This window comes from Aeromonas sp. s11 (genome assembly GCF_040907945.1).
GTDB lineage: Bacteria > Pseudomonadota > Gammaproteobacteria > Enterobacterales > Aeromonadaceae > Aeromonas > Aeromonas veronii.
The window spans coordinates 24,980-38,242 of the sequence record NZ_JBFOCU010000004.1; the positions used below are offsets into that span (position 1 = coordinate 24,980).

The following is a 13,263-nucleotide window of genomic DNA, read 5'->3' on the forward strand; positions in this document are numbered from 1 at the left end:
TTCGAGTGTCAAAAAAGCCTGGCAACCGCCAGGCTTTTTTTATTGGTAATATTACCGACATCAATGCTAACCACGCGTCACAAAAGACAAAAAATTGTTTCTTTATTGTTTTCATTGCTCACCGCTCTTTCTTGTCAAGTTGTTATCTTTTCTTTAAAATTTCTCCTGTTTTCTGTGGCAATTGTAAATCCAGCTTCCGCCGCTGTTGTCACGGGAAAAATGGGGAACAGGGACACTATAAGAATGTGCGGAGTCCACATGGGAGAGTTTTTGGATGAGCAATGCGCCAGTTGATACCGGTCGCCGCAGATTTCTTACCTGGTCAACGGTTGCCGTTGGTGGGGTAGGAGCTGCGTTTACCGCAGTGCCGTTTATAAAGTCATGGAATCCGAGCGCCAAGGCCAAAGCAGCCGGTGCGCCGGTTGAAGTCGATATCAGCAAGTTGGAACCGGGTCAGCTCATCCGTGTCGAGTGGCGAGGCAAGCCTGTCTGGGTGGTGAAACGCACCAAACAGACGCTGGATGCCTTGGCCGCGCATGATGACAAGCTGCGGGATCCCTCATCTGAAGAGCCGCAGCAGCCTGACTATGCCCATAACGGGTACAGATCGATCAAGCCCGAAATTTTTGTCGCGGTCGGTATTTGCACCCACTTGGGGTGTTCACCTTCCTATCTGCCTGACAGCTTTGGCGAGCAGGTGCAGGGCGTTACGTCCGGCTTCTTCTGCCCGTGCCATGGCTCCAAGTTCGACATGGCCGGCCGTGTGTTCCAGGGGGTGCCTGCACCGCTGAACCTGGTCATTCCGCCCTATCAATTCATTAATGACACCACCATCCAGGTCGGTGCCGATGGCAAGGAGGCCTGACCATGTTGAGTAAACTGATGGGCTGGATCGATTATCGATTCCCGCTCACGGCCATGTACAACGACCACATGGCCAAGTATCCGGCACCGAAGAACCTGAACTTCTGGTACTTCTTCGGCTCGCTGGCCATGCTGGTGCTGGTTAACCAGATCATCACCGGCATCTGGCTGACCATGAACTACAACCCCTCAGCGGAAGGTGCGTTTGCGTCCGTGGAGTACATCATGCGTGATGTGGAGTACGGCTGGTTGCTGCGTTACATGCACTCAACCGGTGCGTCTGCATTCTTCATTGTGGTCTACATGCACATGTTCCGCGGCATGATCTATGGCTCTTATCAGAAGCCTCGTGAACTGCTGTGGATCTTCGGCATGCTGATCTTCCTGGTGCTGATGGCGGAAGCCTTTATGGGCTACTTGTTGCCCTGGGGCCAGATGTCATTCTGGGGTGCTCAGGTCATCATCTCGCTGTTTGGCGCCATTCCGGTCATCGGTGACGATCTGACCCTGTGGATCCGCGGTGACTACGTGATTTCCGGTGCGACCCTTAACCGCTTCTTTGCGCTGCACGTCATCGCGTTGCCGCTGGTGCTGGTGATGCTGGTTGCCATGCACATTCTGGCGCTGCACGAAGTAGGCTCCAACAACCCGGACGGTATCGACATCAAGAAGCACAAGGACGAAAACGGCTGGCCGCTGGATGCGGTGGCGTTCCACCCTTACTTCACCGTCAAGGATATGATCGGTGTGGCAGGCTTCCTGTTCTTCTTCTGCGCCATCATCTTCTTCAAACCGGATATGTGGGGTTACTTCCTCGAGAAGCCGAACTTTGAAGTGGCCAACGGTCTGAAAACCCCGGAGCACATTGCACCTGTGTGGTACTTCACGCCGTTTTACGCCATTTTGCGGGCGGTGCCGGACAAGCTGCTTGGCGTCATCATGATGGGTCTCTCCATAGTGGTGCTGTTCCTGCTGCCGTGGCTGGATCGCTGCAAGGTGCGCTCGGTGCGTTATCGCAGCATGCTGCACAAGCTGAACATTGCCCAGTTTGTGGTCTGCTTTATCATCCTGGGGGTGTTGGGGGTGCTGCCATCGACACCGACGTTGACGCTGGTTGCCCAGATCTGTTCACTGGGATATTTCGGGTTCTTCGTCCTGCTGTTCTTCTATAGCAAGAATGAAAGCACCAAGCCGCTGCCGGAGAGGGTGACATTTAAATGAAAAGAATAATATTTGCAGTGCTGACCCTGCTGCCATCTCTGGTATTTGCAAGTGGCGGAGCTGTTCATCTGGACAAAGCCAATTACGATCTGAGTGACAAGGCATCGCTGCAACGCGGCGCGGCCACCTTCATGAACTATTGCGCCGGATGCCACTCTACCCAGTATCAGCGTTATAACCGGGTCGCAGAAGATCTCGGGATCCCCGAAGATTTGATGAAAGAGAACCTGATTTTCACCGGCGCAAAGGTCGGTGACCTGATGAAGAGCGCCATGTCGGAGAAGGATGCCGCCAAGTGGTTTGGTGCGCCGCCCCCCGATCTGACTCTGGTTGCCCGGGTGCGCGGTGCAGACTGGATCTACACCTATCTGCGTTCCTTCTACGTGGATGAGACCCGTCCGTTCGGGGTGAATAACGCCGTGTTCCCGTCCGTGGGCATGCCCCATGTGCTGGAGCCGTTGCAGGGAACCCCCCGTGCAGAGTTCGCTACTCACACGGTCGACGGAGTGGAAACCCAGCAGGTTGTCAGTATCAAATCTGACGGTAATGGTGAAATGGATGACGAAGAGTATGATCAGACGGTACTGGATCTGGTAAACTTCTTGGTCTACTCGGCTGAACCGGTACAACAGGAGCGTGAACGCATGGGCTTCTGGGTGCTTGGTTTCATCGTGATCTTCTTCATCTTCACTGTGCTGTTGAAGAAGGAATTCTGGCGCGACGTTCACTAAGCGACCAGATCCGGGTAATATAATGCACGGCAATGAAGACCAAGATGCTTCATTGCCGTTTCTGCTTTTTAATGACGGGAGGGTTCAATGGCTGTAGCTGCCAATAAGCGTTCGGTAATGACGCTGTTTTCCGGTGCCAACGATATGTTCAGCCATCAGGTGCGTATTGTCCTGGCGGAGAAGGGTGTTAGCGTGGATATCTGCCAGGTTGATCCAGCCAATCTGCCGGATGAGCTGGCCGAGCTGAACCCGTACAACTCTGTACCGACCCTGGTTGATCGTGAGCTGGCACTCTACACCTCGCGCATCATCATGGAGTATCTGGACGAGCGCTTCCCACATCCGCCCCTGATGCCTGTTTACCCGGTTGCCCGTGGTAACAGCCGTCTGATGATGCACCGCATCGAGCTGGACTGGTACTCATTGGCTGACAAGATCATGGCCGGTACCGATGCTGAAGCTGCACGCAACGAACTGCGTGACAACCTGCTGGCCATCGCGCCGATCTTCGGTGAAATGCCCTATTTCATGAGCGAAGAGTTCGGTCTGGTGGATTGCTACATGGCACCGCTGCTGTGGCGTCTGCCGAGCCTTGGCATCGACCTGACCGGTCGTGGCGCCAAAGAGCTGAAGGCCTACATGGTTCGTTTGTTCGAGCGTGAGTCCTTCCAGGCTTCCCTGACCGAAGCCGAACGCGAGATCCGTGCTGGCGTATGAGCATGGAACCGACAATGACACCGAGCCGCCCGTACTTGTTACGGGCGTTCTTTGACTGGTTGCTGGACAACGATCTGACCCCTCATCTGGTGGTCAACGTCAACATTCCCCATGTGATGGTGCCGATGCAGTTTGCTCAGGACGGGCAAATTGTACTGAATATCGCACCCCGAGCCGTGATGCAATTTCACATGGATAACGAGGCTATCAGCTTCAGTGCCCGCTTTGGCGGCGTCTCCCAGCAGGTTTACATCCCGATGGCGGCAGTGCTGGCTATCCATGCCCGGGAGAACGGCGTGGGCACCATGTTCCCGCCCGAGCCGGGTTACGATATCTGGCTGGAGCAGGCTGAAGCGCCGGTGGAGCCTGAGCCGGAACCGCCGCGTCCAAGCGGTCGTCCGACCCTGAAGGTGATCAAATAAAAAACGCAGCCGATTGGCTGCGTTTTTTTATGTGCGGTCGAGCTTAGTTCTGGGCGAACTCGAAGGCCTTGATCACGCGCTTCACGCCGGTGACATGGCGGGCGATGTTGACTGCCTGCTCTCCCTCTTGGCGAGTCACCAGACCAATCAGGAACACCTCGCCGTTCTCGGTGACCACCTTGACCTTGGTGCTGTCGAAGTTCTTGGTGCCGAACATATCGGCTTTCACCTTGGAGGTGATCCAGGAGTCATTGCTGCGGGTGGTGAAACTGGCAGGTTGGCCGATGCGCAATTCGTTGTAGACGTGGCGAACCCCTTCGATGCGACTGACAATTTTGCCCGCCTCAATCTTGTAAACGTCAGAAGGTGTCTGGCCGACCAGCAGGACGCGGCCATTGTTGCTGTAGACGCTGATCTTGCTGGCTGCGCTGAGCGGTTTGTTGTCGGCCAGCAGATTGGCCGCTTTCAGCTCTATGGTCTGGTCATCCCACTGCGCGCCCAGGGTTCGGCGATCGCCAGAGGCCTTGGCAGTCCCTGCGGCGCCGCCAACAACCAGGGCTGCGCAGCCTTGCAGCAGCAGGGTGCTAACCAGCAGACCGAGCAGGATAGTGTGCTTTTTCATGGTTTCAATCTTCCTGTTGCGGGAAAAGTGTCTGGTCGATGAGATCACACAGGCAGTGCAGGGTCAACAGATTCACTTCCAGAATGCGAGGGCGACGGGCGGAGGGAACACGGATCTCCACATCGTTCGGGCCGAGCAGACCTGCCATTTCGCCACCGTCCCCCCCGCTCAGCACTACTATGGTCATGTCGCGGGAGAGGGCAGCCTCGGCGGCCTTGATCAGGCTGCGGCTGTGGCCAGAGGTGGTGATGACCACCAGAATGTCGCCAGGCTGGCCCAGCGCGCGGATCTGCTTGGCGTAGACTTCTTCAAAACCGTGGTCGGTGGCGATGGCGCTGATGGTCGCCATGTCCGGGGTCAGGGCCATACCGGGCAGGGAGGGGCGCTGGGTCTCGTAGCAGTTGACCAGCTCGGAGATGAACAGTTGCGCCAGTGCGGCAGAAGGACCGTTACCGCATGCCAGCACCTTGTGGCCATTGAGCAGGCAGATGGTGATCATCTGGGCTGCAGTATGGATGGCATCCGGCAGCGCCTCGGCGGCGGCTATCTTGGTCTGGATGCTTTCGGTGTAGTTCTCTTTGATGCGGTCAGTCATAGGGTCCTCTTAAAATGCGTTCTGGATCCAGGCTGGCTGGTCGCCCTCGAACGCAATCACATCGAATCGGCAGGCCTGATTGGCCTCGTTGATGGCATGTTGCTTCAAATAGTGGCGCGCTGCCAGCATGATCTTGTGCTGTTTGCTGCGGGTGACCGAGCTGGCGGCCCCGCCATGGCTGCCGGTGGCCCGGTAGCGCACCTCAACAAACACCAGGGTCTGGCCCTGGTGCATGATGAGATCTATTTCACCGCCACGACAGCGGTAGTTGCGAGCTACCGGTTGCAGGCCCCGAGCCTGCAACCAGCGTTCAGCGACTTGTTCAAAGTGCTGTCCCTTGCTCGTTGGTGAGGGGAACAGGCTCGGCAACTGCTGGCGCATCCGTTTCCATAGTTCCTTCATTGGAAGGCTCCTCCAGTTGTTGAACGGCGTTCTCGTCGACCAGTTTGCCGTTCTGGTAAGTACCCCAGCTCAGCATCCGCACGATATTGCCCTGGGCATCCACGCTCAGCTGACCGCTCATGCCAGCCTGCTGCATGCCACCCACCTTGCGCATCTGCTGCAGGTTCTCAGCCAGGCTGACGGCATCGTAGCCCATGGCAAACAGGCGCAGCAGGTCACCCTGGGTCTGCGGCCAGAGCAGGGCGATCTGCTCGCGCTGTTTCTCGTAGCCACCCAGCAGCAGCGGCATATCGGCGATATGCATGCCGTTGAGCTCGGAGGCAACCTCGGTGGCTGCGCTGTCGTAGCCACGGGAGCTGGTGTAGATGGGCAGGCTGCCCATCGGATTGACCGAGACATCCACGTAGGGCTTGATCATCCGGGTTTCCAGGCTGTTGGCCACCACATAAACGGCATCGATGCTGCGCGGTGCGGCATCAGAGAGTTGCACCACTTCACCAGCTCGGGCGGTAGAGCGGCCGCTCAGGGCATTCTTGACCATCCCCTGCACTTCGTTGCGGGCACCGAAGGTGGCAACGACCGGCTTATCCTGGCTCAGGGTGGCCCAACTCTGCTCGAACGCCTTGATACTGCTGTAACCGATCCGCCCCTGGGCGGCGATCAGCAGCGGTTTACGGTAGCCCTGGGTGTAAAGGTACTGGGCTGCCTGCGCGGCATCTGCGGCGGCAGAGAGGGAGAAGTAGTAGGTGGTGTCGTTGACGATCGGCTTGTCCAGCTCGTTGAGCGCCAGTACCGGCACGGTCGGATTTGCCTTTAGCAGCTCCTCGACACGGTCTTTCAGCAGCGGGCCGATGATCATGTCCGCCCCTTCCTGAATCGCCTGCTTGTAAAGCTCGCCGGTCGACTTGCTCTGGGTGTCGTAGAAGTTCAGGGTGAATTGCCCCTGATTTTCCTTATAAGACATCAGCATACCATTACGGATGGCGGCGCCCTGCGGCTCCAGATTGCCGGAGAGGGGCAGCAGCACAGCGATCTGTTGCACCGAGGTGCTGGCAGTTGCGGCGAGATCGCCCAATCCTGCCGGCATATCCTTCTGCGCCGGATGGTTGGGGAAGTCGCGCTTCCAGCCTGCCAGCTGACGGGCCAGCAGGTTTGGCTGGGCGCCAAACTCGTTGACCAGTGCCGCCAGTCGCAACCAGCCGGTGGTCACGTCAGGTGCTTGGGCCTCTTCTAGCGCTTGCAGGGTGGAGGGGGTCATGCTTTTGAGCAACGACCAGATTTGCTGATGGTTGGTCGCCTGCTCGCTCTGATTGAGGTAGGGCTCCAGTGCAATCAACGACTTGGCTGCGCCAAACTTGTTGTTGATGTCGAGCTGCAGCACTACGCGCTGGCGATACCAATCCTTCTGGGTATCGGCATCCAGCACCACCTCAGGTTTGCCTTCCAGCAGGATCAGCGCCTGATTGGCGTGGCCTTGCGCCAGCAACAGATGGGCTTGCAGCAGTTGCAACTGCGCCTTCTGAACGGGAGCCTTGGCCTGCTTCTGCAATTGCTGGAACAGTGCCGAGGCCGGTTTGGCCTGGCCCAGCGCCAGATAGCTGCGTGCCGCCAGCATCTGCCAGGTAAAGGCCTCGGCCGGCTTGGCCGGGTCCACCTGCTCAAGATACCACTGGGCATTCTTGGTCAGATTGGAGAACGCAGAGGGCATGCCTGACTGCCCTGACGGTTGATTGGGCTCCGACGCACAGGCGGCGAGCAGTACTGCCGCGAGTATGATGCCGAAGAGTCGTGATACACTTAGCTGCTTTGTAACCCGGTTCAAGTTCATTCCCCGACCAGTGTTGAAGTTCCCCATAGTGTAAACGGGCCAATATGGCGACACAATTGTCGGGGCACTCGGAGATCCCATGAGTGACATCCCAACCCTGTATATAGTCCCCACTCCGATCGGCAATCTGGCGGACATCACCCAGCGTGCATTGGACATTTTACGCAGTGTCGATCTGGTGGCAGCTGAAGATACCCGTCATACCGGTATCCTGCTCAGCCACTACCAAATCTCGGTGCCGACCTTCGCCCTGCACGATCACAACGAGCAGCAGAAAGCCGATGTGCTGATCGGCCGGATCAAAGAGGGCAAGAGTGTTGCGCTGGTCTCCGATGCCGGCACCCCGCTCATCAGCGACCCCGGTTATCACTTGGTCACCCGCTGTCGTGAAGCCGGGGTCAAGGTGGTGCCGCTGCCCGGTCCCTGTGCCGCCATTACCGCCCTGAGCGCGGCCGGTCTGCCCACCGATCGCTTTGCCTTTGAAGGCTTCCTGCCCGCCAAGAGCAAGGGACGTGACGATCGCCTGCAAGCCGTTATTGAAGACACCCGCTCGCTGGTGTTTTACGAATCACCGCGTCGTGTGCAGGATACAGTGGAAGCGATTGCTCGCATTCTCGGCGAGCGTCAGGTGGTGGTGTGCCGCGAGCTGACCAAGACCTTCGAGTCAATCCATGGTCTGCCTGCCTCTGAAATGCTGGCCTGGCTTGGTGAAGATGACAACCGTTGCCGCGGCGAGATCGTGCTGGTCGTGGCTGGCGCCTCCAAAGAAGAAGAGGATCTGCCAGCCGAGGCGATCCGTACTCTGGGTCTGCTGGTAACCGAGCTGCCACTGAAAAAAGCGGCCGCCCTGACCGCCGAGATCCATGGCGTGAAGAAGAATGCCCTCTATAAATACGGTCTCGAGCACTATTGAGTCGGTTAATAGGTCGTCAGACTGTTTTTTGACCTGAGCAATCCCTTGTATCGATAATCAGTCAGCCTGTAAACGGGGGCCAAAGCGCGATAAATGGCTGTAAACGGGAATTGCCGGTTTACCCCGTGCGTATCGCAAGGCTATAATCCGCGCCTCGGAGTTGGCTGGGCAATCGCTGCTTCGTCGTTGTGTCCCTCGGGACAGACGGGCGGAGGGGAGGAAAGTCCGGGCTTCACAGGGCAGGGTGCCAGGTAACGCCTGGGGGGCGTGAGCCTACGACCAGTGCAACAGAGAGCAGACCGCCGATGGCCCGCAAGGGATCAGGTAAGGGTGAAAGGGTGCGGTAAGAGCGCACCGCGCGACTGGCAACAGTTCGTGGCACGGTAAACTCCACCCGAAGCAAGACCAAATAGGCCCCTATTGGCGCGGCCCGCGTTGGGGGCGGGTAGGTTGCTTGAGCCAGCGAGCGATTGCTGGCCTAGAGGAATGATTGCTACCCGGGGCAACCCGGTACAGAACCCGGCTTACAGGCCGACTCCGACCTCATTCCGCGTGAACCGTCACGCTAAAATCCCGGTGCCTAACGGCACCGGGATTTTTATTATTCATGCCGAGATGCACTGCATGGCGGCTTTCTGGAATTTGTAATAAAGTTCTCACCCTTTTTGGTCGATATACGTCGGCTGGACTGTCTGTATCTATCACACTGCTGGCCTGATGAGCGACCCTGTGGCAGTAAGGCGAGATGAAATGGTTAAGGTGGATTATTAATGTCATCAAGCAGCGCAATGCTCACACCTTCCCGGCTGCTTAGCGCAGAACGGGGCAGAACCCTGCCTCATTATGATCTGTTGGGTGTCGAGCGGCTTAATCACGCCCGCTTGAAGCAGGTCAATGGCCAGTTGAGCACATTTTCCCTGCAAGCTGCGAGTTGTATGGCCCAGCTGTTCAACAGTGCGGAGTGCGAACTGAATTATGGCGAGTTTGCCTTTTCCGGTCCGGCAGAGACAGATGGCGCTGATATCTGGGTCGAAGCGAGAAGTCCGCTTGAACCACAGCGTGCCGTCTATTTCTCGATCGCACCTCTGGTCATCTATCGTCTTGCGGTCCTCTTTTTCGGCGGCACCTTGCAGCAAAAAGAGGAGCATGTTCAGTCTGGCAAAGGGCTGACCGATACCGAACAGCGGCTGTTATTGCGGCTTTGCCAGTATCAGGTTGATATCTGGTGTGCTTGTCTGGGGTTGGGGGATCTGAAGTGGCAGTTGCATGTCGTGCCGCGTGATTCCATCGCCCACCGCCAGCTCTGGACCACGCAGGCAACCCTGCAGGCAGGTAATTGCACTCATCACTGGCAGATGTGGTTGCTTCCCCCCGAGGAGTCCATTTCTCCGGTCAGTCATTCATTGCCGGCAGGTCAGTTGGAACAGGCTCTGACTCATGTCCCGGTTCGTCTGCGGGTGGTGATGGGCCAGTTGTCCATGACGCTGGCGGATCTCGAGTGTCTCAAGGTGGGTGATGTGCTGTCACTGGACTTGCCTGAAGTTGTGCCAGCACTGATTGGCAGCCGTCCCTGCTTCAGTGGACGAATCGCAGAACACAAAGGCAGCCTGGTCTATCAGGTTGCGACGGTTGTAGAGGAGTAAATTGAATCATGAGCGAGCACAATATGAATGATCCGCTGGATCTGGATGGACTGGATCAACTGTTTGGTGACGACATCAGCATGCCTAGCGCCGCAGACTACTTGGCCCCCACCAGTAGCAGCAAACAGCGGGATCTCTCCTTCTTTCGCCAGATCCCGGTCAAGGTGACGCTGGAAGTGGCCAGTACCGAAGTGCCACTCGGCGATTTGATGCGCGTCGAGGAGGGGGCTGTCATTGAGCTGGACAAGCTGGCGGGTGAACCGCTGGATGTGCGGGTGAATGGCCGTCTGCTTGCCAAGGGTGAAGTCGTCGTCGTGAATGGCAAATATGGTCTGCGCCTGGTCGATGTCATCGATACCAACCTGCTGGGTGGCATGGACGACTGATGCGCTATCTGCTGCTGACGCTGCTGTTATTTTCGCTGCCCGGCTGGGGGGCGGACATGACCCTGTTCTCGGTATCGCCAGGCGCTTCAGGGGGCGAGGACTACAACATCAAGTTGCAGATCCTCTTCTTCATGACCCTGCTGGGTCTGCTCCCGACCTTGTTACTGATGATGACCAGTTTTACCCGGATCATCATCGTACTGGCCATATTGAGACAGGCACTTGGCTTGCAGCAGAGCCCTCCCAACCGGGTGCTGATCGGCATCAGCCTCATCCTGACTGTGGTGATTATGCGTCCGGTCTGGACGGACATGTATCAAAATGCATTTGTCCCTTATGACCAGAATGAAATAACCCTGTCAGAGGGGATCGCCAAGGCAGAAAAACCCCTGCGTAAATTCATGCTGGCCCAGACCCGTGAACCGGATCTGGAGCAGATGCTGCGCATCGCTGGCGAACCAACTACGGTCGCCAAAGAGGATGTGCCTTTCGGTGTGCTGTTGCCCGCGTTTGTCTTGAGTGAGTTGAATACCGCATTTCAGATTGGCTTTATGCTGTTCATTCCCTTTCTGGTGATCGATTTGGTGGTCGCCAGCGTCTTGATGGCGATGGGGATGATGATGCTCTCACCGCTGATCATCTCCTTACCCTTCAAACTGATGGTGTTTGTGCTGGTCGATGGCTGGTCGATGACCGTCGGCACTTTGGCTGCCAGCTTTGGTGGGGGAGGCTGATATGACCCCTGAGCAGAGCGTTGCCCTGGTTGGTGGCGCGGTCAATCTGGTGGTGACTATGGTCTCGGTGCTGATTGTACCGGGCCTGATCGTAGGTTTGGTGGTCAGTATTTTTCAGGCGGCCACCCAGATCCAGGAACAGACGCTCAGTTTTCTTCCCCGTTTTATCGTGACTCTGATGACCCTTATCTTTACGGGTAACTGGCTGTTGTCGCAGATCACCACCTTGTTCCAGGATCTTTTTCTTAAAATTCCCGGGTTTATCGGATGAATTCGCTGCTGTCCCTCAGTGCTGCTGACCTGACCGCATGGTTGGGACAGTGGTGGTGGCCGTTTATCCGGATCGGTATGGCATTCTGGGTGATGCCGGTCTTTGGGGATACCCGGGTGCCTGCGCAAGTTCGCCTGATGCTGGCGTTTATTATCAGCCTGCTGCTCGCCCCCATGATGAAGGATATGCCGGTTGTCGATCCTTTCAGTGCCGGTGCGCTGGTCCTGGCGGTGGAGCAGCTGCTGTTTGGTTTGCTGTTTGGTCTGTGTGTCCAGTTGCTCTATATGGTGATGACCACTGCGGGGCAGATCCTCTCCATGCAGATGGGGCTCGCGATGGCGGTGATGAATGATCCGGTCAACGGGGATTCTGCCCCCATCATCAGTCAGGTCATGATGGTGTTTTGCGCCTTGCTCTTTCTGGGGCTAAATGGCCATCTGGTGGTACTGGATATTCTGGTTCAGAGCCTGCGTAGCTGGCCGCCGGGTTCATCTCTGGATCTGATCGATATGAAAGGTGTGATCGGCTTGTTTGGTTGGTCTATCGGTGCCGCCCTGTTGCTGACGTTGCCTGCCGTTGTCGCCATGTTGATGGTTAACCTGACCTTCGGGGTGATGAACCGGACCGCCCCTTCGCTCAATATCTTCTCTCTCGGTTTTCCCATGACCCTGTTGCTCGGGTTGCTCACCATGGCGCTCTCCATCAGTGGTGTGCCCTCCCGTTATCTGGATTTGGTGACCCATGTGCTTGAACAGCTGCGAGGCTTGACCCCGGCATGAGTCAGAACAGCGCACAGGACAAAACCGAAGAGGCCTCCAGCCAGAAACGCCAGAAAGCGAGAGATGAGGGGCAGATCGCCCGCTCAAAAGAGCTCAGTTCTGCCGGTTTGTTGCTGCTTGGCGGGTTGGTGATGCAGTGGATGGTGCCGGGGTTTGGCCAGTTCTTTGCCGAGTTGATGAAGCGTCCGCAGCGTTTTGACTGGCAAGGTGCCCGTGACCCGCAGATGATGATCCATTGGTTGGGTGAAGCGCTGATAAACATGCTGTGGGTGCTGCTGCCCCTGTTTGGTTTTCTGGCCCTGATGCTGGTGTTGCTCAGCATAGTACCGGGCGGTATGGCGCTGACCTGGAAAAAGCTGCTACCCAGTGGCGAGAAGATGAACCCTTTGAAGGGGCTGGGGCGGATGTTCTCCAAGAACAGCCTGATGGAGTTGCTGAAGTCACTGCTCAAGGTGACGCTGATCGGCGGCACGCTGGCGTTGATGCTAAATCATCAATGGCCTTCCTTGTTGATGATGAACCGGATGCCCCCTCAGGCGGCCCTCGAGCAGGCGCTACGGATCCTCTCCCAGGCATTTATTCTGCTGGGGAGCGTTCAGATGCTGATTGCCGTGCTGGATGTGCCCTATCAGCGCTGGTCGCTTAACAAGCAGCTCAGGATGACCAAACAAGAGGTCAAGGATGAGCACAAGAACAGCGAAGGGCGTCCCGAGATCAAGGCCAAAATCCGCCAGGTACAGGGAATGCTTGCTCGTGCGCGTATCGAGCAGCGTGTGCCACAGGCGGATGTGATCATCGTTAACCCGACCCATTATGCGGTGGCCATAAAATATGATGCGGCTCGCGCCAATGCCCCTTTCGTGATTGCCAAAGGGGTCGACAGTATGGCCGAGCGGATCCGTCAGGTTGCCAAGCAGCATGACAAGATGGTGATGAGCTTGCCCGAGTTGACGCGAGCCATCTATCACTCGACCAAGGTGGATCAGGAAGTCCCCGCAGGTCTGTACACGGCAGTTGCCTATGTATTGAACCATGTATTGCAGTTAAGGGCGTATGAGGCAGGCAAGGGGAGGAAACCGACCCCTCTTGCCCCGTTATATGTACCGCCCGAGTTACGTCAACCTGAGAGGTAAGT

General features: G+C 56.9%; 16 protein-coding genes and 1 other RNA gene. 13 read left to right on the plus strand and 4 right to left on the minus strand.

The window, feature by feature from the left end; all coding sequences use genetic code 11:
- Positions 1-274 precede the first annotated feature (274 nt).
- From petA to AB5Y84_RS00200, 5 genes are all read left to right on the plus strand, one after another.
- A complete protein-coding gene (petA, locus tag AB5Y84_RS00180; protein ID WP_005336284.1) occupies positions 275-865 on the plus strand; it encodes a ubiquinol-cytochrome c reductase iron-sulfur subunit in 591 nt (196 codons plus the stop codon).
- 2 nt (positions 866-867) lie between these two features.
- The gene (locus tag AB5Y84_RS00185) at positions 868-2,085 is read left to right on the plus strand and encodes a cytochrome bc complex cytochrome b subunit (protein WP_005336282.1); all 1,218 of its coding nucleotides are present in this window, start codon (positions 868-870) and stop codon (positions 2,083-2,085) included.
- Positions 2,082-2,816, plus strand: coding sequence for a cytochrome c1 (locus AB5Y84_RS00190; RefSeq protein ID WP_005336280.1), 735 nt, complete (start codon positions 2,082-2,084; stop codon positions 2,814-2,816). The genes AB5Y84_RS00185 and AB5Y84_RS00190 overlap by 4 nt, the downstream gene beginning before the upstream one ends.
- A gap of 87 nt (positions 2,817-2,903) precedes the next feature.
- Complete coding sequence (gene sspA / locus AB5Y84_RS00195; protein ID WP_005336279.1) at positions 2,904-3,533, plus strand: stringent starvation protein SspA; 630 nt, start codon at positions 2,904-2,906, stop codon at positions 3,531-3,533.
- Positions 3,530-3,955, plus strand: coding sequence for a ClpXP protease specificity-enhancing factor (locus AB5Y84_RS00200; protein WP_005336278.1), 426 nt, complete (start codon positions 3,530-3,532; stop codon positions 3,953-3,955). The genes sspA and AB5Y84_RS00200 overlap by 4 nt, the downstream gene beginning before the upstream one ends.
- Positions 3,956-3,998: 43 nt before the next feature.
- Here AB5Y84_RS00200 and dolP read toward each other — a convergent pair whose 3' ends face one another.
- From dolP to AB5Y84_RS00220, 4 genes are read right to left on the minus strand one after another with little or no spacing between them, the layout of a single operon-like run.
- Positions 3,999-4,577, minus strand: a complete 579-nt coding sequence (dolP, locus tag AB5Y84_RS00205) for a division/outer membrane stress-associated lipid-binding lipoprotein (RefSeq protein WP_005336277.1) — start codon at positions 4,575-4,577, stop codon at positions 3,999-4,001.
- A 4-nt stretch (positions 4,578-4,581) separates the two neighbouring features.
- The gene (locus tag AB5Y84_RS00210) at positions 4,582-5,172 is read right to left on the minus strand and encodes an SIS domain-containing protein (RefSeq protein WP_005336275.1); all 591 of its coding nucleotides are present in this window, start codon (positions 5,170-5,172) and stop codon (positions 4,582-4,584) included.
- A 9-nt stretch (positions 5,173-5,181) separates the two neighbouring features.
- Positions 5,182-5,574: a YraN family protein gene (locus AB5Y84_RS00215; RefSeq protein WP_085941981.1), complete on the minus strand. Its 393-nt coding sequence runs from the start codon at positions 5,572-5,574 to the stop codon at positions 5,182-5,184.
- Entirely contained in the window at positions 5,495-7,282 is a 1,788-nt protein-coding gene (locus AB5Y84_RS00220; protein WP_368176148.1) for a penicillin-binding protein activator, read from the minus strand. The genes AB5Y84_RS00215 and AB5Y84_RS00220 overlap by 80 nt, the downstream gene beginning before the upstream one ends.
- A 199-nt stretch (positions 7,283-7,481) precedes the next feature.
- Here AB5Y84_RS00220 and rsmI point away from each other — a divergent pair, with 199 nt between their 5' ends.
- The 8 genes from rsmI (at position 7,482) to flhB (ending at position 13,261) form a co-directional block, all read left to right on the plus strand.
- Entirely contained in the window at positions 7,482-8,315 is an 834-nt protein-coding gene (rsmI, locus tag AB5Y84_RS00225) for a 16S rRNA (cytidine(1402)-2'-O)-methyltransferase (protein WP_005336254.1), read from the plus strand.
- Between the two features lie 156 nt (positions 8,316-8,471).
- An RNA gene (gene rnpB / locus AB5Y84_RS00230) (RNase P RNA component class A) lies at positions 8,472-8,858 on the plus strand.
- A gap of 227 nt (positions 8,859-9,085) precedes the next feature.
- Positions 9,086-9,958, plus strand: coding sequence for a lateral flagellar motor switch protein LfiM (gene lfiM, locus AB5Y84_RS00235; RefSeq protein WP_167566511.1), 873 nt, complete (start codon positions 9,086-9,088; stop codon positions 9,956-9,958).
- A gap of 8 nt (positions 9,959-9,966) precedes the next feature.
- Positions 9,967-10,344: a lateral flagellar motor switch protein LfiN gene (lfiN, locus tag AB5Y84_RS00240; RefSeq protein WP_019444828.1), complete on the plus strand. Its 378-nt coding sequence runs from the start codon at positions 9,967-9,969 to the stop codon at positions 10,342-10,344.
- Positions 10,344-11,078 carry a flagellar type III secretion system pore protein FliP gene (fliP, locus tag AB5Y84_RS00245; RefSeq protein ID WP_088868301.1) on the plus strand — a complete coding sequence of 245 codons (735 nt, stop codon included), beginning with the start codon at positions 10,344-10,346 and terminating at the stop codon, positions 11,076-11,078. The genes lfiN and fliP overlap by 1 nt, the downstream gene beginning before the upstream one ends.
- 1 nt (position 11,079) lies before the next feature.
- The gene (gene fliQ, locus AB5Y84_RS00250) at positions 11,080-11,349 is read left to right on the plus strand and encodes a flagellar biosynthesis protein FliQ (protein ID WP_005336246.1); all 270 of its coding nucleotides are present in this window, start codon (positions 11,080-11,082) and stop codon (positions 11,347-11,349) included.
- Entirely contained in the window at positions 11,346-12,128 is a 783-nt protein-coding gene (gene lfiR, locus AB5Y84_RS00255) for a lateral flagellar biosynthetic protein LfiR (protein WP_005336245.1), read from the plus strand. The genes fliQ and lfiR overlap by 4 nt, the downstream gene beginning before the upstream one ends.
- The gene (flhB, locus tag AB5Y84_RS00260) at positions 12,125-13,261 is read left to right on the plus strand and encodes a flagellar biosynthesis protein FlhB (protein WP_100646895.1); all 1,137 of its coding nucleotides are present in this window, start codon (positions 12,125-12,127) and stop codon (positions 13,259-13,261) included. Before lfiR ends, flhB begins: the two co-directional genes overlap by 4 nt.
- Positions 13,262-13,263: the final 2 nt, after the last annotated feature.